This window comes from Microcoleus sp. T3_A4, from assembly GCF_036700465.1.
In the GTDB taxonomy this organism is placed as follows: domain Bacteria; phylum Cyanobacteriota; class Cyanobacteriia; order Cyanobacteriales; family Microcoleaceae; genus Microcoleus.
In genome coordinates this window covers 29,811-47,487 of record NZ_JAUBOY010000030.1, presented here as the reverse complement: position 1 = coordinate 47,487, position 17,677 = coordinate 29,811, and the positions used below count along the sequence as shown (strand labels likewise).

General features: G+C 46.1%; 19 protein-coding genes. 9 read left to right on the top strand and 10 right to left on the bottom strand.

Going from position 1 to position 17,677, the window contains the following annotated elements; translation table 11 throughout:
- The first annotated feature begins 2 nt into the window (after positions 1-2).
- The 6 genes from cpcA (at position 3) to QUA07_RS17835 (ending at position 4,998) form a co-directional block, all read left to right on the top strand.
- A complete protein-coding gene (cpcA, locus tag QUA07_RS17860; RefSeq protein ID WP_006631256.1) occupies positions 3-491 on the top strand; it encodes a phycocyanin subunit alpha in 489 nt (162 codons plus the stop codon).
- A 149-nt stretch (positions 492-640) separates the two neighbouring features.
- A complete protein-coding gene (locus tag QUA07_RS17855) occupies positions 641-1,456 on the top strand; it encodes a phycobilisome linker polypeptide (protein WP_333327392.1) in 816 nt (271 codons plus the stop codon).
- A gap of 191 nt (positions 1,457-1,647) precedes the next feature.
- Positions 1,648-2,517 carry a phycobilisome linker polypeptide gene (locus tag QUA07_RS17850; RefSeq protein WP_333327389.1) on the top strand — a complete coding sequence of 290 codons (870 nt, stop codon included), beginning with the start codon at positions 1,648-1,650 and terminating at the stop codon, positions 2,515-2,517.
- A gap of 147 nt (positions 2,518-2,664) precedes the next feature.
- Positions 2,665-2,949: a phycobilisome linker polypeptide gene (locus tag QUA07_RS17845; RefSeq protein ID WP_333327386.1), complete on the top strand. Its 285-nt coding sequence runs from the start codon at positions 2,665-2,667 to the stop codon at positions 2,947-2,949.
- Between the two features lie 331 nt (positions 2,950-3,280).
- Positions 3,281-4,120, top strand: a complete 840-nt coding sequence (locus tag QUA07_RS17840; protein ID WP_333327383.1) for a HEAT repeat domain-containing protein — start codon at positions 3,281-3,283, stop codon at positions 4,118-4,120.
- 251 nt (positions 4,121-4,371) lie between these two features.
- Positions 4,372-4,998: a HEAT repeat domain-containing protein gene (locus QUA07_RS17835; RefSeq protein ID WP_333327380.1), complete on the top strand. Its 627-nt coding sequence runs from the start codon at positions 4,372-4,374 to the stop codon at positions 4,996-4,998.
- On the opposite strand, the gene QUA07_RS17830 is transcribed toward QUA07_RS17835, so the two are convergent.
- Positions 4,987-5,280 (bottom strand): DUF2103 domain-containing protein, encoded by a 294-nt coding sequence (locus tag QUA07_RS17830; protein ID WP_333327376.1) that lies wholly within the window; start codon positions 5,278-5,280, stop codon positions 4,987-4,989. The genes QUA07_RS17835 and QUA07_RS17830 overlap by 12 nt on opposite strands.
- Before the next feature lie 100 nt (positions 5,281-5,380).
- The gene (locus QUA07_RS17825; RefSeq protein WP_333327373.1) at positions 5,381-5,848 is read right to left on the bottom strand and encodes a response regulator; all 468 of its coding nucleotides are present in this window, start codon (positions 5,846-5,848) and stop codon (positions 5,381-5,383) included.
- Between the two features lie 425 nt (positions 5,849-6,273).
- Here QUA07_RS17825 and QUA07_RS17820 point away from each other — a divergent pair, with 425 nt between their 5' ends.
- Complete coding sequence (locus tag QUA07_RS17820; RefSeq protein ID WP_006631248.1) at positions 6,274-6,600, top strand: antibiotic biosynthesis monooxygenase; 327 nt, start codon at positions 6,274-6,276, stop codon at positions 6,598-6,600.
- Here QUA07_RS17820 and cas6 read toward each other — a convergent pair whose 3' ends face one another.
- Positions 6,601-7,482, bottom strand: a complete 882-nt coding sequence (cas6, locus tag QUA07_RS17815; RefSeq protein WP_333327370.1) for a CRISPR-associated endoribonuclease Cas6 — start codon at positions 7,480-7,482, stop codon at positions 6,601-6,603.
- A 191-nt stretch (positions 7,483-7,673) separates the two neighbouring features.
- A complete protein-coding gene (locus QUA07_RS17810; RefSeq protein WP_333327367.1) occupies positions 7,674-8,756 on the bottom strand; it encodes a class I fructose-bisphosphate aldolase in 1,083 nt (360 codons plus the stop codon).
- Between the two features lie 225 nt (positions 8,757-8,981).
- Here QUA07_RS17810 and QUA07_RS17805 point away from each other — a divergent pair, with 225 nt between their 5' ends.
- Together QUA07_RS17805 and QUA07_RS17800 are read left to right on the top strand one after the other, a co-directional pair.
- On the top strand, positions 8,982-11,624 hold the full coding sequence (locus tag QUA07_RS17805) for a M1 family metallopeptidase (RefSeq protein ID WP_333327364.1): 2,643 nt from the start codon (positions 8,982-8,984) through the stop codon (positions 11,622-11,624).
- A 287-nt stretch (positions 11,625-11,911) separates the two neighbouring features.
- Entirely contained in the window at positions 11,912-12,328 is a 417-nt protein-coding gene (locus QUA07_RS17800; RefSeq protein ID WP_333327361.1) for an NUDIX hydrolase, read from the top strand.
- A 198-nt stretch (positions 12,329-12,526) separates the two neighbouring features.
- On the opposite strand, the gene QUA07_RS17795 is transcribed toward QUA07_RS17800, so the two are convergent.
- The 6 genes from QUA07_RS17795 to petC all read right to left on the bottom strand — a co-directional run bounded on the left by QUA07_RS17795 (position 12,527) and on the right by petC (position 17,673).
- Entirely contained in the window at positions 12,527-13,009 is a 483-nt protein-coding gene (locus QUA07_RS17795) for a hypothetical protein (RefSeq protein WP_333327358.1), read from the bottom strand.
- A gap of 51 nt (positions 13,010-13,060) precedes the next feature.
- Positions 13,061-14,113 (bottom strand): FAD-dependent oxidoreductase, encoded by a 1,053-nt coding sequence (locus tag QUA07_RS17790; protein ID WP_333327355.1) that lies wholly within the window; start codon positions 14,111-14,113, stop codon positions 13,061-13,063.
- Between the two features lie 335 nt (positions 14,114-14,448).
- A complete protein-coding gene (gene psbQ / locus QUA07_RS17785) occupies positions 14,449-14,892 on the bottom strand; it encodes a photosystem II protein PsbQ (protein ID WP_333327352.1) in 444 nt (147 codons plus the stop codon).
- Positions 14,893-15,003: 111 nt separating this feature from the next.
- Entirely contained in the window at positions 15,004-15,855 is an 852-nt protein-coding gene (locus QUA07_RS17780) for an alpha/beta fold hydrolase (RefSeq protein WP_333327350.1), read from the bottom strand.
- A gap of 105 nt (positions 15,856-15,960) precedes the next feature.
- Complete coding sequence (gene petA / locus QUA07_RS17775) at positions 15,961-16,950, bottom strand: cytochrome f (protein ID WP_333327347.1); 990 nt, start codon at positions 16,948-16,950, stop codon at positions 15,961-15,963.
- 180 nt (positions 16,951-17,130) lie between these two features.
- Positions 17,131-17,673 carry a cytochrome b6-f complex iron-sulfur subunit gene (petC, locus tag QUA07_RS17770; protein WP_333327344.1) on the bottom strand — a complete coding sequence of 181 codons (543 nt, stop codon included), beginning with the start codon at positions 17,671-17,673 and terminating at the stop codon, positions 17,131-17,133.
- Positions 17,674-17,677 lie beyond the last annotated feature (4 nt).

Genomic DNA, 17,677 nt, shown 5'->3' with positions numbered 1-17,677 from the left:
CAATGAAAACCCCTTTGACTGAAGCAGTAACCGCAGCCGATTCTCAAGGCCGTTTCCTGAGCAGCACTGAACTGCAAGTCGCCTTCGGACGTTTCCGCCAAGCAGCAGCAGGTTTGGAAGCAGCTAAGGCTTTGACCGCCAACTCTCAGCGCTTGATCGACGGTGCAGCTCAAGCTGTGTACAACAAATTCCCGTACACACAACAAATGCAAGGCCCTAACTACGCTTCTACCCCAACCGGTAAAGCCAAGTGCTCTCGCGACATCGGCTACTACCTGCGGATGGTAACCTACTGCTTAGTTGCAGGCGGCACCGGTCCAATGGACGAGTACCTGATTGCAGGTGTTGACGAAATCAACCGGACATTTGAATTGTCTCCTAGCTGGTACGTTGAAGCTCTCAAGTACATCAAAGGCAACCACGGTCTGAGTGGCGACGCTGCAACTGAAGCGAATTCCTACATCGACTACGCAATCAACGCTCTGAGCTAGATTTGCGTGATGCCCGGAATTGTAAGCTGCTGTTAGCTTAAGTGTTAGCGGTTGTTTAGAATTCCGGGCATCTGCGATCGAAGCCTAGTTTTGCAAATACTTTTTTTAAGCAGTTTTCAGTTTTTAAAGCAAAAAAGGGAGAAGCGAAGATGGCGGGATTAGGTGCAGCAGAACGGTTGGGAATAAAAGCATTTGAAGAAGCGGGACGAGTAGAACTGCGCCCCCACTGGACGCAAGACGATGCTAAAGCAGTAATTCGCGCTGCTTACAGCCAAGTTTTCGGCAACGAGTATTTAATGTCGAGCGAACGACTTACCAGTGCTGAATCTCTGCTGATGCAAGGGCAGATTTCAGTGAAAGATTTTGTGCGGTCAATTGCACATTCCGAAACTTATCGGAAAAAGTTTTTTTATCCGAACTCGCAAACGCGGTTAATTGAGCTTAATTATAAGCATTTGTTGGGTCGCGCTCCTTACGACGAGTCGGAAATTGCTTTCCACGTTGATTTGTACAATGCAGAAGGCTACGAAGCTGAAATCAATTCTTACATTGACTCAGTTGAGTATGAAGAAAATTTTGGCGACAGTATAGTGCCTTACTATCGCGGTTTCGCGACCCAAAGAGGTCAAAAAACCGTCGGTTTTAACCGGATGTTTCAATTGTACCGGGGTTTTGCTTCTAGCGATCGATCGCAAAACCAAACCCAAGCCCGGCTGACTTGGGAAGTAGCGAGAAATATGGCTTCGCCGATACACACAGCCTCCACCGGAAAAGCCCTTGGCGGTACTTCCGGCGGTTCTCGCGACCAACTCTACCGAGTCACCGCAATGCAAGGTGCGGCTAAGTTTTCGCCTCAAGTGCGGCGGACAACTACCGAATATCTCGTGCCTTACGAGCAACTTTCGAGCCGCTTACAGCAAATCAACAAATGTGGCGGCAAAGTGGTAAGTATTACCACAGCTTAAAGTTTGTAAAGACGTTTTTTTGAAACGTCTTTAGCAAATTAGGACTAAGGCTAAAAAATTCTTCAATTTTATGTGTAGAGGTAAGGTGTGCAGTGCACACCCTACTTTGAGGCATATTATCCTTAGTCCTAAAAATTTCAAGTGCAACCAAGCATTAAACTTTTGTCATTAATAATTTAGGAGAAAATCTGGTGGCGATTACGACAGCAGCGTCCAGACTGGGAACATCCGCATTGAGCGATGCGCCGAAGGTAGAACTGCGCCCGAACTACAGCAAAGACGACGTTGAAACTGTGATTCGTGCGGTTTACCGTCAGGTGCTGGGCAACGACTATTTAATGAAATCCGAGCGACTTACAAGTTCCGAGTCTTTGCTGCGGGACGGCAGTTTGACGGTACGAGAATTTGTACGCGCTGTAGCTAAGTCAGAACTGTACAAAACCAAGTTTTTCTACAACAGCTTCCAAACTCGGACGATCGAACTAAACTACAAACACTTGCTCGGTCGCGCTCCCTACGACGAATCTGAAGTAGTTGAACACTTAGATTTGTACCAAACACAAGGCTACGACGCTGATATTGATTCTTACATCGATTCAGTAGAGTATCAAGAAAACTTCGGCGAAAGTATCGTACCTTACTACCGCGGCTTTAACACCCAGCGTGGTCAAAAAACCGTTGGTTTTACCCGGATGTTCCGCCTGTATCGCGGCTATGCAAACAGCGATACATCTCAACTAGAAGGCAATAACTCTCGCTTAGCTGTCGAACTCGGCACTAACAGCGCTACGGCTGTAGTTGGGCCTTCTGGCGGTAACGAAGGTTGGGCATATCGGCCTTCTGCTAGAAACGTAACTCCCAGCAGCACTTTCGGCGGCGCTGCTGCTTACGGCAAAGAAGGGCGGCTGGTGCGCGTGGAAGTTTCGGGTATTCGCACGGGCGGCTATCCCAGCGTGCGCCGCAGCAGCAAGGCTTTCATCGTACCTGTTGAGGAGTTGTCCTCGCAAATGCAGAAATTTCAACGCATGGGCGGGAAAATCGCCAGCATTACTGCAATTTAGTCAGTTGGCAGTTGGCACTTGGCAGTTGGCAGTTACTAGCTTTTAGTCAACAGTCAACAGTCAACAGTCAACAGTCAACAGCGATGCCCTGAGCGAAGTCGAAGGGTCAACAGTCAACAGTCAGAATCACCAATTACCAAGAAGCTTATGTTGGGTCAAATTGTAGCTGGAAAAAGTGGCAATACAGCTTCGGCTGGTCGCTGCTTTCGGTATGAAGTTGTCGGCTTGCGCCAAAGCGATGAAACAGATAATGTGGATTATTCGATTCGATCGAGCGCGAGTACATTTATCACCGTGCCTTACAATCGGATGAATCAAGAAATGCAGCGGATTACTCGCATGGGCGGGAAAATTGTCAGCATTCATCCTTTAAACGCGAGTGCAGAATCATCCCATGAGTCATCCCATGAATCATCTGGTGATCACCAATAGTTGGGTGGGAGGGGCGATGAAAATCGCTCCTAGATAAGCTAGAAGGGGCGATGAAAATCGCTCCTAGACAAACAAAGTCCACTCCAAGCGGACTAAGAGTTAATGTAACCCGCCCAGGCGGGTTTTGTCTGTTTAGTAGCGATTTTAATCGCCAAGTTTCCTTGCAGGTTTTGTCTGGGTAGCAGCGATTTCAATAGCCGAATAACTAACAACTATAGCAATCCTCGCATCATTTGTGAATTTCTTACTCCCTCCCCTTGATAAGGGGAGGGTTGGGGTGGGGTAAAAAGTTTACGACTCCTGCAAGGATTGCTATAATAACTAATAACTAATGACTATGAATTATTACGAATCCGACTCACCGCCGGCGGGTGTAGCTGAGGGCGAGTCTTTAACTGTTGAACAGGCGATCGCAAATTTGCACTCCCAAGATTACAGTCTCCGGTATTATGCTGCGTGGTGGATTGGCAGATTTCGAGTCAAGGAACCTGCAGCTATTGCAGCTTTAATTGCCGCATTGGAAGAAGAGTCAGAACAAACAAAAATTGGCGACTATTCTTTATTACGAAATGCGGCACGGGCTCTGGGTAAATTGAGCGACAAACAAGCCTTGCCGGCCCTGATTCGCTGTTTGGAATGCGCCGATTATTACGTGAGGGAAGCGGCGGCTCAAGCTCTAGAAATGTTGGGAGGTCGTGATTCTATTGAGCCACTAATGAAGCTATTGGATGGGGGCGTAGCTGTCGCTGTGCGAGTGCCAGGAAAATCCCACCTCGTGCAACCTTACGACTCGGTAATTGAAGCTTTGGGAACGCTGAAAGCGACAGAAGCAATACCGCTAATTTCACCTTTTTTGGAACATTCTGTGGAGCGGGTGCAGTACGCTGCGGCGCGGGCGATGTATCAGTTAACTGGTGAGCGGGTTTATGGAGAGCGGTTGGTAAGTGCTTTGAATGGGGATAATTTGCAGTTGAGGCGATCGGCTTTGATGGACTTGGGGGCGATCGGCTATTTGCCGGGAGCGCAAGCTATTTCTGAAACTTTAGCAGAAAATAGCCTGAAATTGATTGCGCTCAAAGGAGTTTTGGAGCATCACCTCAATCAACAAGAATCTCTATCTTTGTCAGATGAAGCTATCCAAGTTATGGATTTAATGGATAGTTTACTTTAAAAAAATTAGTTCACAACTAAAATAGGATTGCTGTAGCTATTATCAATTGTCTGCCGTATATTTATGACACAGTATATTCAGGACACAGCAGTGCTGTGTTCCTACGGCATATCTGTATTTTAGGCAGGACACAGCAGAGCTGTGTCCCTACCTATTTTGATGAGAATGTTGGTGGGTGAGGTTGCAAAAAGTTCGATCGCGCGATCGACCCAACCTACAATTAAAATGGTCACGGTAAAGCTTACAAATAAATGGCATTAGAACTAATTCAGGCTGTCGAACAAGCAGATTCTTCCGAAGGCTTGTTAAACGCAGTCAAAGCACTGGCGGCAGCTTCCTCAAAACAAGCAATTCCTACCTTAATTACAGTGCTCGGTTACAACAACCCAGGCGCTGCTGTTGCAGCCGTTGATGGGCTGATTAAACTCGGAGAAGCTGCGGTGCTGCCGCTTCTAGAACAGCTTGACGGCTACAATTACGGGGCGAGAGCTTGGGCTGTTCGGGCTTTGGCGGGAATTGGCGACCCCAGGGGTTTGGAGATTTTGCTCGATGCAGCGGCGAATGACTTTGCTTTGAGCGTGCGGCGGGCGGCGGTTAGGGGTTTGGGGACGATTTGCTGGGAATTGATGCCCACAGAAGAAATTGCAGATGCTCAACTTCGCGCTGTGAAAACGCTACTGCAAGCGTCCCGCGATCCAGAATGGGTGGTTCGCTACGCAGCAGCGGGGGGTTTGCAAGCTTTGGCGGCTGCTGCGACTGTTAAACCGGATTGGTTAGCGGAAGTTTCGGCCAGACTTGAGGAAATCACCCAAACCGATGAAACTACTTCGGTGAAAGCCCGGGCTTTGCTTGCTAAGAAAATATTGTCACTTGGGTAGGGTTTGGGCGATGGTCTCTTCCAAGTCCCCTTGAGTGAGAGTCGTTAATATAAAGACTTCTTGTACGGTTTTGCCCTGTCTGGCGATGATTTTAAATCCCCCGCGGATGGGTACTGACACTCTTAATGTCATGCGGGGGATGTGTCCTTTAACTTTGTTGATGACGCCCGGAGTTACTGTTTGAATGCCGATTTTTAGCGTGAGGCGCTCTAAAATTGGTATCAAACCGGGAAGGTGGGTAGAGTGGTTCCAAACTAGGCGGCCTTTGGGTTGTGCGTTCATAAATATTTAACCAAATTCAACATACCCAGTCTAAGCCACCCCTGGGGGGAACCAATTTGAAATTCCCTCAACTTATGTATCAATAACGTTACTGTGAGTGTCATTGCCAGCAAACCGAGACAATCTCAAACCGAGATTTTTGGTTCGGGGCGCGCAAGCTAAGATTTGATGGCGCAGAATTGTCCTGTACTTTTTGATGTGGTGGGTTGGTAACTGTCGGTTTTTCTAGTTGAGTGGCGATCGCCCCGAGCATTGCTGCGACGCTGCAAGGTTTTTTGAGATAGCCGTCTGCTTTAAGTTCCAGGGCTTTTTCCATTTCGGAGGCTGTCATAAAAATAAACGGAATGCTGGCGGTTGCAGGGTGCGATCGCACGGCTGCGAATACTTCAAAACCGTCGAGTTCCGGCATCATGACATCAGATAAAATTAAATCGGGAATTTTGGCAGCTAACTGGATACCAACTTTTCCATTTTCCGCGCCGACAGCTTCAAAACCGCGCGATTCCAGAAGTTCTAATACGGTTTCTCGGATTAAGTTATCGTCTTCAATTACTAATATTTTTTTCATTTGTTTGAGCTGGCTGTTTACTTTATTTGTATGGCTCTGTTATAATTTTTACAGGTAAGTTTTAAATAATTCAATAGGGTTATTGCAAAAAACCGCTTTTGACTGGCTACTTTTTACGGCTTTGTGTATGCTCGCAGTCACCAAAATAATTGGGTTATCAGCAGCTTTACCTTGTGTTAGCGCTAGAAGTCGCTCCGGCGTACCTAGGATTTTGAACGTATAAACTCCGCCCTTCAATAGTTTATTTAATCAAGATTCCAGCCGCCTGACTCAAAAAGTTTCTATTTGAATGGCGATCGCAGTTACGTGTAATTAATAAATCCGCCGATGAGCTAAGCGCGAAAATCCAACCTGTGCAGTTCACAAATTTCGGGCAATCGGGTAAAATATAACTTGCTGTATCGCTATTAAGTGAGGAAAAAGATATGTCAGAATTTCTAGACTTTCTCAGACATCAGTTTGCCTACGTTGCCATTGGCGAATTTAAACCCGGAAAATTTGAAGCGGCAGAACAACTTTTTGAAAAAGCCGTGGCAACTTATGCCACAGGTTTTAAGGGAGCATACCTGCTGCAATTGCCCAATACAGACAAAGGTATTGCCATCATTTTTTGGGAAAGCGTAGAAGATATGGCAGCCAATCAAAGCGAAGCTTATCAGGAAATCTTGAAGCAGATGACGCCTTTGTTTGCGAAAATACCAGACACAAATGTTTATGAAATAGTCAGTGAAATTCAGCCCAAAAGTGAATAATTAAAAAACCTGCAATCGGCGCGTCATTCCCATTCCCATCGGCGTTTTTCGCCCGACTCCGCTATAAAGCGCAAAATCGGCTAAAGTGTTAATTTGCTTGATAGTAGCAGGAGCTATATCTCCCATAATTCGGTAACTAATATCGCCGACGCAGCCAATAAATTTACTGCGAGAATCTGTACAAACTTCGGTTTGGATATCGAAGAAACTGGGAAAAATAGCTTCTGTGAAAGTAGGCTCGATCGCAATCGTGCTGTACTTGTTCCAGCGATTAGCTAAACTGCCAAAAATACTCTCACGAGTGGGCATAGCACTATCGTATACACCTTGCCGAAAATTAGTAGGAGTGCAAAAACTAAAAGCAATTTGACGCTCAGTTTCCGAAGCTCTATCGAACAATTCGGCGTAAGTACAAAAGTTGACCCAAGGCTGGCTTGATTGCGGTTCGCTCAAAATATTAGTAATGTATATATTTGTCGGCCCGAGATGCCAAGGGCGCTCGAAATTAAGTTGCTGCCAAAGTTGAGTTAGGCGATCGAACAAACCGTCATCCAGCAGAGAAATTCGCCACCAAATCGGCGTATTTTCCTGAATTGCTTGCTTGTGTTCCCACTGTACAGCCTGCGAAATGGTGCGGGAAGCCGGAGGCAAAACTCTCTTCTGTGGCTGGGGTGTGCTGCTTTTGTAAGCCTCTTTTCTGCTTACTTGAAACGGGCTTAAAGTGAAAGCTTTTTCATGAGATTGATCGTGCAGGTAGGCGCTCAAATCGCTATCTACAGCACTCACAAGGTTCAAAAACAAAGCGTGGAGATGCCGCCCCGTTAAAAACTGGGATGGAATTGGTGCAACTGGCAGCAGGTTTAAAACAAGGCTGTGGGGCATTTTTAAATTCTATACTGTGTCTCTATATATTTTCAGCTCGTATTAATATTACAGCTAAGTTGCAACTTATATTAAGGAATTTTAATCACGTAAGGTGCAGAGTGTGCACCCTACGTTTAGAGAGATTTGTGCGCCTACGGCACCCTAGGTTTAGGTTGTGATCTTGAGGCCAATCTCTGTGCGGTAAATTTTTAGGCAATCGAGATTTCTGGCGACAAATAAACATCTTGAATGGCGTGGAACAATTTTACGCCTTCTTCAAAAGGACGCTGAAAAGTTTTGCGGCCGGAAATTAAGCCGCAGCCGCCAGCGCGCTTGTTGATTACCGCCGTGCGAATTGCTTCTGCAAAATCGCTTTTCCCGGAAGCACCGCCGGAGTTAATTAAACCCATCCTTCCCGCATAACAGTTGAGCACTTGATAGCGAGTTAGATCGATCGGGTGATCCGTTGTCAAATCCGAATAAACACGCTTATCGGTTTTGCCGTAACTGTGACCACTAGCTTTAGCAACAGCTTCGTAACCGTTATTGCATTCGGGCAATTTCTGCTTGATAATGTCAGCTTGAATTGTCACTCCCAAGTGATTTGCTTGCCCTGTTAAATCGGCGGCAACGTGATAATCTTTGTCTTGTTTAAAGATATCGTTGCGGAGATAGCACCACAGAATAGTCGCCATTCCGTATTCGTGAGCGTGAGCAAAAGCCTGACTGACTTCTTGGATTTGTCGCGTCGATTCCGGGGAACCAAAATAAATTGTTGCTCCGACTGCTGTTGCTCCCAAATTCCAAGCTTGCTCCACTGAAGCAAACATTATTTGGTCGAATTGATTGGGATAAGTTAGCAACTCGTTGTGATTTAGCTTGACAATAAAAGGGATTTTATGCGCGTATTTGCGAGATACGCTTCCCAAAACTCCCAGGGTTGTCGCGACAGCATTGCAGCCAGCCGAAATTGCTAATTTAATGATATTTTCGCTGTCAAAATAGATGGGATTCGGTGCAAAAGAAGCGGCGGCCGAGTGTTCGATTCCTTGGTCTACTGGCAGGATAGATAAATAGCCAGTATTGGCCAAGCGTCCGCTAGAATAGAGTTGCTGAAGCGATCGCAAAACTTGAGGAGAGCGATCGGTGTGAGCAAAAATGCGATCGACCCAATCCGGGCCCGGCAAGTGCAACAAATCTTTAGAAACTTTTGCTTGATGGGTGAGTAAGTCTTCGGCTTCGTCGCCAAGCCAAGACTCGATGGCATTGGGAACTGATAGTGTAGCTGTCATACAGATTTCCCTCTGAATTTCAATTACAGGCTGATGATTGCAGACATTAACCTTGCTGATATTGTAGCGAAAAAATCATATTTTCCATCCCGTCAACGCTCGACCCAGTTTTTAACAAGTTAGCGACAACAGCAGCTAGGACGCGCTACTCTATAAATAAGCTGGCAGTTCAGCCGGATCTGCGCTGCCAGCGATCGCCGATCGACTCACAACTTTGCCATCACAATGTCATACACTTACTTTGATTCTGAAAACGGTCACAAATCCTTCGAGATGCCCGGTGCCAGACCCCACTACAACCCCGATCGCCCTGGTCAAGTAGAGCACATTTTCCTCGACTTAGTGCTGAATATTCCCAAACAAAGCTTTCATGGCACTTGTAGCATCCGCATCAATCCAGTCCGCAGCGGTATTGACAAATTAACCTTAGATGCGGTAAACCTGAATATTAAATCAGTAAAAGTCGGCGAACTTGAGCAAAATTTCGACAGCGATGGCGAAGTTCTGCAAATTCAACTACACGAACCAACAGAAGCTTACCAACCAATTACAATTGCGATCGAATACTCGGTCGAAAAACCCCAGCGCGGCCTTTATTTCGTCGGCCCGGACAAACACTATCCAGACAAACCAACACAAGTTTGGACTCAAGGCGAAGACGAAGATTCCCGCTTCTGGTTTCCCTGTTTCGACTATCCTGGCCAACTCGCTACTTCAGAAATTAGAGTCCAAGTTCCGAGAGAACTATTTGCTATTTCCAACGGCGAATTAATTAGTACAAAAAACGACGGCGACGATAAAATTTATCACTGGTCGCAAACCCAGGTACACCCGACTTATTTAATGACCTTAGCAGTCGGAGATTTTGCCGAAATCAAAGACGAATGGAACGGCAAACCAGTTAATTATTACGTGGAAAGAAGCCGCGAAGCAGACGCTAAGCGCAGCATGGGGAAAACGCCTCAAATGATTGAATTCTTCTCTAAAGCATTTGGCTATCCTTACCCTTTTCCCAAATACGCTCAAGTCTGCGTCGATGATTTCATCTTCGGCGGTATGGAAAATACTTCGACAACTTTGCTGACAGATAGGTGTTTGTTAGACGAACGCGCCAGCCTCGACAATCGTGGCACTGAAAGCTTAGTTGCCCACGAATTGGCTCACCAGTGGTTCGGTGATTTAGTAGTAATTAAACATTGGTCTCACGCTTGGCTGAAAGAAGGTATGGCTTCTTATTCTGAGGTGCTGTGGACTGACAAAGAATACGGCAAAGAAGAAGCGGCTTACTATATGTTAAATGAAGCCCGCAATTATTTAGCGGAAGACAGTTCCCGCTATCGGCGCCCGATCGTTACTCACGTTTACCGCGAAGCCATTGAATTGTACGATCGCCATTTGTACGAAAAAGGTGCTTGCGTTTATCACATGATTCGCGCCGAGTTGGGCGACGAATTATTTTATAAAGCAATTCACACTTTTGTGCGGGATAACGCTCACAAAACTGTAGAAACCATCGATTTGCTCAGGGCGATAGAAAAAGCTACTGGTCGCAATCTCATGTTTTTGTTTGACCAGTACGTTTATCGTGGCGGTCATCCAGATTATAAGGTTGCTTATTCTTGGGACGGAGATAACAAACTAGCCAAAGTTACTGTAACGCAAACTCAGGTAAAAGACAGCAAAAATGGCAACGGCAACGGCAACGGCAACAGCAAAGATGTATTCGATCTAAAAATACCGATCGGCTTCGGTTACAAGCCGGAAAAAGAAGCAGACGATGACAGTTCGGTACCTTCAACCTCGAACCTAAAAAATTTCACAGTCCGAGTGCATGAGCGCGAGCAAAGCTTCTATTTCCCTCTCGAAAATAAGCCTGCTTTTATCAGTTTTGATGTCGGCAATAAATACTTAAAAACTGTTGTTTTAGAGTATGGAATGGCGGAACTCAAAGCTCAGTTGCAGTTCGATCCCGACCCGGTTTCGCGGATTTATGCTGCCCAAGCTTTGGCGAAAAAGGGAGGACTGGAAGCGGTGAAAACGCTGTCAGAAGTTCTCAAGAAAGAGCCGTTCTGGGCAGTACGGGCCGAAGTTGCCGGTCAGTTAGTTGAAATTAAACTAGACCAAGTTTTTGAAGGTTTAGTAAGTGGTTTAAAAGATAAAGATGCTCGTGTTCGTCGCGCTGTGGTGAATGCGCTGGGTAAAATCCAAACTCACGAAACTTATAAAGCGCTGAGATCGATCGTCGAAAAAGGCGACGACAGCTATTATGTAGAAGCAGCAGCAGCGACTGCTATTGGCGGAATCTCAGCAGCTAACCCCGACGAAAAACCAACCGACGAACAGGTACTCAAAGAGTTAAAATTGGTGCTGAAAGAGCGTCAGGGGTGGAATGAGGTAGTGCGATCGGGTGCGATCGCAGGTTTGGCCCAGATGAAAACTTCTGAAGATGCGCTGAATCTAATTTTGAAATACACAGCCGCCGGTACTCCGCAAGCTTTGCGCTTGGCTGCAATTCGAGCTTTGGGCACAATTTCGAGTGGTCAAACGAAGGTCAATTTAGAACGGATTTTGCAGCGATTGGCAGAATTATCTAAAGAGACGTTTTTCTTGACTCAAGTCTCTGTAGTAGCGGGATTAGGACAAATGCAAACTCGCAAAGCAATTCGCATTTTGCGTTCTTTAGCTGACCAAACTCCCGATGGCCGCGTCCGCCGCATGGCTGATGAAGCTGTGCAAAGAGTGCAGAAAAATGCTGGTTCTGATGCAGCGGTCAAGCAGTTGCGGGAGGAATTAGACCAGGTGAAAAAGGAGAATCAAGATTTGAGGAGTCGGATGGAAAATTTGGAGGCTAAGGCGAAGAAAGATTAGGTGTAAAACCCCATACCGGCCCAGGTAAAGGCAGATATTGGCGATCGGCTTTTATCTGCTTGTCGGTAGAGGATTGCACCTGGTTATTATAATAATATTATTGTTCAGTGGCAGTGCATGGGAATTTCCTCTTTTCGACAAGCAGGAAAAGCCAAATATGTTTATTATCCACTTTATTGCTATCTCAACTTTGCAATTGTCGAGAATCAGGATGCTGTTTTTATTTTTTAGTTGTAAACCCTTCATGAGGTTACAGCAGCTTTTGCAGCCAGAAATATGCAGAAATTATGAGTATAAAAATCGCTTTACTGGTTGATCAATCGGGGGTAATTCCCTATCGCATTCAAGACGGACAAATTGAAGTAATGCTGATTACTTCTTCGGCTAGCAAGCGCTGGGTGATTCCCAAAGGATTAATTGAAACTGATATGACTCCCCAAGATTCCGCTGCCAAGGAAGCTTGGGAAGAAGCAGGTTTGTTGGGTAAAGTGTTCCCGGATTTGCTGGGAACTTACGAGTATCAAAAATCCGGCTATACTTGTCAGGTAGAAGTATTTTTAATGGAAGTCCAAGCAGTTCTAGAAAATTGGCCGGAAGCTAGCAAGAGAAAGCGGCAGTGGGTAAGTATTCCTAAAGCAATTAAGCGGGTTAATGAACCGGAACTCAAACTCATTTTGGCGGATTTGCCGAATCGGTTCTGGTAATTTACTCATGGATGCAGAACCTAATTATCTAAGGTGCGCCGAGGCGCATCTTAGCGCCATAATTCTTCGCGCGTCCAACCACTTTTTGGTCTTAGTATAAACTTGTAGGGTGCGTCCGTCAGCTAAATGATTGGAAAATAGAGCTATGATTACTGACGCACCCTACAAACTTATGATATCAGTGCGAAAAGTTTCCCCTTAAGCGTTAGCTGACAGAAAAGGAATACTTTCGGCTAAGTTATCCGTAACTTCAATTCCCTGTTTTCTCGCCCAAAACTGGCTCAAAAAGTGAATTTGTCGCAAGCCGACAACTAAATTTAAACCTGGTACAAAAAGCCACCAAACTGTTAGGGGTTCTTTGATTCCTTCTTGGCGGTACAATTCGTTAACTGTCTTGTAAAGTTTGAACTGCACGATGTAAATCCAAGCAATACCCAGCAAGGAAAACCAACCAAACCATCCGGGAACGTCAGGGTCGAATATCCGCAAAGCTTGAGGGACGGCTACTCCTAAAACAAAGGGAAGCAAGCAAAGGGTTCCCGACCAACCGCTGCCGTTATAGCGACGCCATTCTTCTTGAATAATCCATTTGTACCATCCGTAATATAGCAGCAAGCTGACTGCAGACAGCAAAATTACTCGCCACAAAGAGCGGGGTTTACCTAAAGGTTTGTCGGACATTTTTTGATGTAAGAGATGAGTCGCTATCTTGATTGTATTAACATTTGTTAATTATTGCAAAATCATTTCTCGAATCGATCGCGCTGTTGCAGGGGCTAGCAGAACACCGTTGCGATAGTGGCCGCTGGCGATGAGAACGCGATCGTTACCGGGAAGCATCTCGATAATTGGGGCCGATCGCCCTTCCGGCCGCGGGCGCAATCCTGACCATTTCCTGATGATTTCCGCTTCTGCTAAGGCGGGACAAAGTGCGATCGCCCTCGCCATCACTTGCGCCAACATATCAGCATTCCCCTGAATTTCCCCGCCATTTTCGGAAAACTCCACTGTCGCCCCCACCCAAAATTCCTGATTTCCCAAAGGCACAATGTGAACGTCATCGCAAGTAATTACTGGCCTAAAATCTGGGTTTCCTAAAGGCTTGGCCGATCGCAAATGCAGGGCTTGTCCCAACACCGGGCGAATGTCAACCAACTGATTTAAGGATGCAGTCACAGCAGCAGAACCCAAACCAGCGCACACAATTAGTCGATCGAACTCCAAACTAGCAGCAATCTCCGCTGCTTCAACGGGCACCCCAAACTCAAAAATTACCCCATTTCGTTCAGCAGCATCAACCAAAGCCAAAGTTAGCGCCGTCGGATCGACTTGGCGGTCTTGAGGCGAATAAATCGCAGCAATAATCTGATTATTTAAAGAGAGATGAGGGCAGCGATCGCGCACTCGTTCCACATCCCAAAGTTCCAATTGCCAACCTTGAGAGTCGCGAGTGGCTATCAACTTTTCCCACTTACTTAAATCCTCTCCCTCCGAACAAAGCATTAAAATTCCCTGTTTGTTAAAAGGAATTTTTCGCCCCGTAACTGCTTCCAATTCAGGAATCAAAGTTTCGTAGCGCTGAAGGCTGGTTTCCCTCAAATGCCAATTTCTACCCTTAGTTTTGTGGCTGATAACTCCCATCAAAACACCGAGTGCGGCGCCAGTAGAACCTTGTGCCGGCGGCTGTTTGTCGAACACAGTAACTTTCAGTTCGGGAAATTGACTTAGTTCAAAGGCGATCGAAGCCCCAATAATACCGCAACCAATAATTGCAACGCGAACCATTCAATTTTAGATTTTAGATTTTAGATTTTAGATTTTATAGAAGTTTTTCGTAGGCTTCTGAGCGTAAAACGTGTCAAATTAACAGTAAAACCCTCTGTTGTTATTTATCGTTTGTGTCAAAGTCTCGATCCCCCTAAATCCCCCTTAATCAGGGGAGTAGGGGTTGACTTTGAATGCTCTGCCCCCCTTTTTAAGGTGGAGTTTGAATACTCTTGTCCCCCCCTTACTAAGGGGGGTTAGGGGGGATCTAGACTCGACTACAAGCGATATTTATTATGGGTTTCAGTCTTAATTTGACACCCATCAATTGCCAAGCCTACAAAGCCCTAAAGCTATTAAGCTTTAGGAATTAGCTGCAAGAAGGTATCAAAATCATTGACAGCTTTCTGATAGCTGGCCGTGACTTTTGCATAGTCAAGCTCTTTAGCAGCAAGATCAATGTTAACCAAATCGGTAAACAAACTCTTAGTTAAATCAACAGCTTGTTGTTGAGCACTAGGCAACAAACTCGCAGAGACGGTTTTCATGGTGTTCCGCAAGTCGCCTAGAGGCCCGTGAATGTAAGTTCTGGTATCAATCCAATTCCGTTGTTGAATTAGAGTGCCCAATTTATCCATGCGCGATCGGAACTCGGTCAGGGTAGGAACATAGCGCTGAATTTGCTGGGTCTGGGCTGCTGTGTAAGTCGTTGGAACTTTTGCTTCGACACTGCTGCAACTAACCAGAAATGCCATCAAAAACGCCATCATCAAGGCAAAAATTGAACGGGGACGAGTCATATCGATTTTAGATTTTAGATTTTAGATTTCTCGTTCTCAGGCTCTGCCTGGAAATGCAGCTCGGCGAGGAGCTGGTTCACTGACCTAGCACCGAGAGTTATGTACAAAATATTATTTTACCTCCTGGCGGCGCAGAAAAGTTATCACAGCATCGCCAACTTTTTCTGACCAATGTTCTTGAGGATAATGCCCCGCTTGTTCCAGTGTGACTAACTCTGCATTTTGCAGGGAAGCGACTAGCTTTTTAGCAGGTTCAACACTCAGCCAAGGATCTGTCAAACCCCACACAAATAAAGTTGGTCGAGTCCATGCTTTCAAGCCGGATTCAATTTCGGCCATAGACTGCGGCAATTGAATATTGCGGACTGTATTCATCAGCGATCGACCTGCATCCGAACTCTTCAAAAACGGGCGACGGTAAACATCTAAATCCTTGTCTGATATTGTCTGGCGGCTGCCACCTTCTAGAGTTCTGTCAACCAAAAGCGGGTCTTGAGTCATCATGTCGCCAATAAAAGGCAGCCCCAACTGCTGCATTTTCCAAGGCAATTTTATATCTGCTGAAACTGGTGTATTTATGATGGCTAAACGCTCAATTTTATCGGGATTGCGTAAAGCGTATTGAATGCCGGCTGAAGCTAAAAATCCTTGGACCACGAGGGAAAAGCGCTCTAATTCTATAGCTTTAATAAAGCCAGCGAGGGCGTCAACAAAAGCATCGGGAGTGTAGGCAAAGTCGCGCTTGTCTGGTTTGGTCGATCGCCCGTAACCCACCCAATCTGGGGCGATCGATCTAAATCCCTGTGCAGCCAAATCCGGCATCATTACAGTCCAGGTAAAACTCTGGGACGGCAAACCGTGCAGCAGCAGTACGGGCGGTTTACCAGTTTCGTTAACCGGATTTGTTTCCCGATAAAACCATTTCAGCGGGCCTACTTCAACTATCTTCTCATCAATTAACATTATTTTACTGGTTATTTATCAAAGAATAAGGCGGGGAATACCCGCCCTACTTACCTAATAGTTGGGTGTGCATAGAACACCTTACCCAACTAATTACAGCCGCGTTTAGAAATTCATTTCAGCAGCTTGAACTTTTTCGACCTGTTTCTTCTTGAGAACCAGCATGATTTGAGCCAGCATGGTTATAGCCACGAAAGCCATCAATCCTTTAACTCGATCGGCACTTTGCAGCACAATCTCCACGTCTTTTTGACCGAAGCCGCCCACATTAGGATTGTTCGTCAAAAGTTCGCCTGCTGCAACTGTTTGTCCTTCAGTAACAATCAGTTCTGGGCCTGCGGGAATCGTATCAACAACGGCTGCACCTTCAGCAGGTTGAATTGTCACTTCATAACCGCCAGCTTCCGGTTGAGCAATCTTAGAAATGCTGCCAGCTACCGAAGCATTGTAAACAGTATTATTGCTCTTTTCGCCAGTAGGATAAACCTGACCGCGACCGCGGTTGCCACCAACATAAATTTGGTATTTGCCGTAGTGAACAGACTTGTCAGTTGCCGGATTCGGGGACAAAACTGGGAATACCAATTCTTTATACTGTTCTCCCGGTACTGGGCCCACTAAAACAATATTTTCTTGGGTTTCGCTGTAAGGTTGGAAGTAAAGATCACCGACTTTTTCCTTCATTTCTTCGGGAATTCTGTCAGCGGGAGCAATCTTGAAACCTTCGGGCAACATCACAACTGCACCCACATTCAAGCCACCTTTGCTGCCGTCGCCGACAACTTGCTGCACGCTAGTATCGTAGGGAATCTTGACAATAGCTTCAAACACTGTGTCAGGCAAAACAGATTGCGGTACTTCAACTTCAGTCGGTTTTGCACCGAGGTGACAGTTAGCGCAAACAATGCGACCTGTGGCTTCGCGGGGAGTAGCGGGTGCTGTTTGCTGAGCCCAGAAAGGGTAAGCAAAAGCTGCTTGGGGAAGTGCGATGTCGCTGGTGAGGAAAAATCCTGCGGCTACGATCGCAATTAAGGCTGTTTTCGCGATCGTCCTGGCACTGCGGCGAAATATCGCAGATAAATTAGTTTGTGGCATTAGAGTATTCAATCTCAAAGGTCTAACAATTTAGTCATTGGTCATTAGTTATTCGTCATTAGTTATTGGTCATTGGTCATTGGTCATTGGTCATTGGTCATTGGTCATTAGTTATTGGTTATTGGAACCAACTACTAACTACTGACTGCTGACTACTGACTGCTGACTAATGACTAATAACTATGACCACCAAGGTTCTTCGCCGGTGCGGAAATCTGTTTCTGTCCAAGTTGTAAAAGCGATCTTGTCATCTGCGACAGTGGCGTGGGCCAGGGCCAGAGACAAAGGCGCGGGGCCGCGCACCACTTTGCCCTCATTATTGTATTGAGAACCGTGGCAAGGACAGATAAATTTGTTTTCGCTAACATTCCAAGGCACGACGCAACCCAAGTGAGTGCAGACTGCATTGATGCCGTAGTCGGCGATAGATTGGTCTTCTTTCACCACAACATAGGTGGGGTCGCCTTTGAGACCTTGGGCTAAGCTGCGATCGCCCGCCGGGTGCGAAGTCAAATATTCGCTAACGATGATGTCGTTACCCAAAGCATCTTTAGCTGTCACTCCGCCGCCAACTGCCCCACTCGCCGGAGGAACAAAATATTGGACAACGGGATAGAGTGCGCCCAGTGCCACACCTGTGACTGTACCGAACGTCAGCAAATTCATAAATTGGCGACGCCCCATATCGGGAACATCGGGATTTCCAGCAGAAGATTGAGCCATGACC

What these genes read in the sequence shown, in the direction of transcription:
- QUA07_RS17795 (WP_333327358.1), bottom strand. Translation starts at nt 13,009, where the DNA reads ATGTCCGACAAACCTTTAGGTAAACCCCGCTCTTTGTGGCGAGTAATT.
- QUA07_RS17825 (WP_333327373.1), bottom strand. Translation starts at nt 5,848, where the DNA reads ATGAAAAAAATATTAGTAATTGAAGACGATAACTTAATCCGAGAAACC.
- QUA07_RS17810 (WP_333327367.1), bottom strand. Translation starts at nt 8,756, where the DNA reads ATGACAGCTACACTATCAGTTCCCAATGCCATCGAGTCTTGGCTTGGC.
- QUA07_RS17845 (WP_333327386.1), top strand. Translation starts at nt 2,665, where the DNA reads ATGTTGGGTCAAATTGTAGCTGGAAAAAGTGGCAATACAGCTTCGGCT.
- QUA07_RS17830 (WP_333327376.1), bottom strand. Translation starts at nt 5,280, where the DNA reads ATGAACGCACAACCCAAAGGCCGCCTAGTTTGGAACCACTCTACCCAC.
- QUA07_RS17855 (WP_333327392.1), top strand. Translation starts at nt 641, where the DNA reads ATGGCGGGATTAGGTGCAGCAGAACGGTTGGGAATAAAAGCATTTGAA.
- QUA07_RS17805 (WP_333327364.1), top strand. Translation starts at nt 8,982, where the DNA reads ATGTCATACACTTACTTTGATTCTGAAAACGGTCACAAATCCTTCGAG.
- QUA07_RS17790 (WP_333327355.1), bottom strand. Translation starts at nt 14,113, where the DNA reads ATGGTTCGCGTTGCAATTATTGGTTGCGGTATTATTGGGGCTTCGATC.
- psbQ (WP_333327352.1), bottom strand. Translation starts at nt 14,892, where the DNA reads ATGACTCGTCCCCGTTCAATTTTTGCCTTGATGATGGCGTTTTTGATG.
- cas6 (WP_333327370.1), bottom strand. Translation starts at nt 7,482, where the DNA reads ATGCCCCACAGCCTTGTTTTAAACCTGCTGCCAGTTGCACCAATTCCA.
- QUA07_RS17840 (WP_333327383.1), top strand. Translation starts at nt 3,281, where the DNA reads ATGACTATGAATTATTACGAATCCGACTCACCGCCGGCGGGTGTAGCT.
- petC (WP_333327344.1), bottom strand. Translation starts at nt 17,673, where the DNA reads ATGGCTCAATCTTCTGCTGGAAATCCCGATGTTCCCGATATGGGGCGT.
- petA (WP_333327347.1), bottom strand. Translation starts at nt 16,950, where the DNA reads ATGCCACAAACTAATTTATCTGCGATATTTCGCCGCAGTGCCAGGACG.
- QUA07_RS17835 (WP_333327380.1), top strand. Translation starts at nt 4,372, where the DNA reads ATGGCATTAGAACTAATTCAGGCTGTCGAACAAGCAGATTCTTCCGAA.
- QUA07_RS17800 (WP_333327361.1), top strand. Translation starts at nt 11,912, where the DNA reads ATGAGTATAAAAATCGCTTTACTGGTTGATCAATCGGGGGTAATTCCC.
- QUA07_RS17780 (WP_333327350.1), bottom strand. Translation starts at nt 15,855, where the DNA reads ATGTTAATTGATGAGAAGATAGTTGAAGTAGGCCCGCTGAAATGGTTT.
- QUA07_RS17820 (WP_006631248.1), top strand. Translation starts at nt 6,274, where the DNA reads ATGTCAGAATTTCTAGACTTTCTCAGACATCAGTTTGCCTACGTTGCC.
- cpcA (WP_006631256.1), top strand. Translation starts at nt 3, where the DNA reads ATGAAAACCCCTTTGACTGAAGCAGTAACCGCAGCCGATTCTCAAGGC.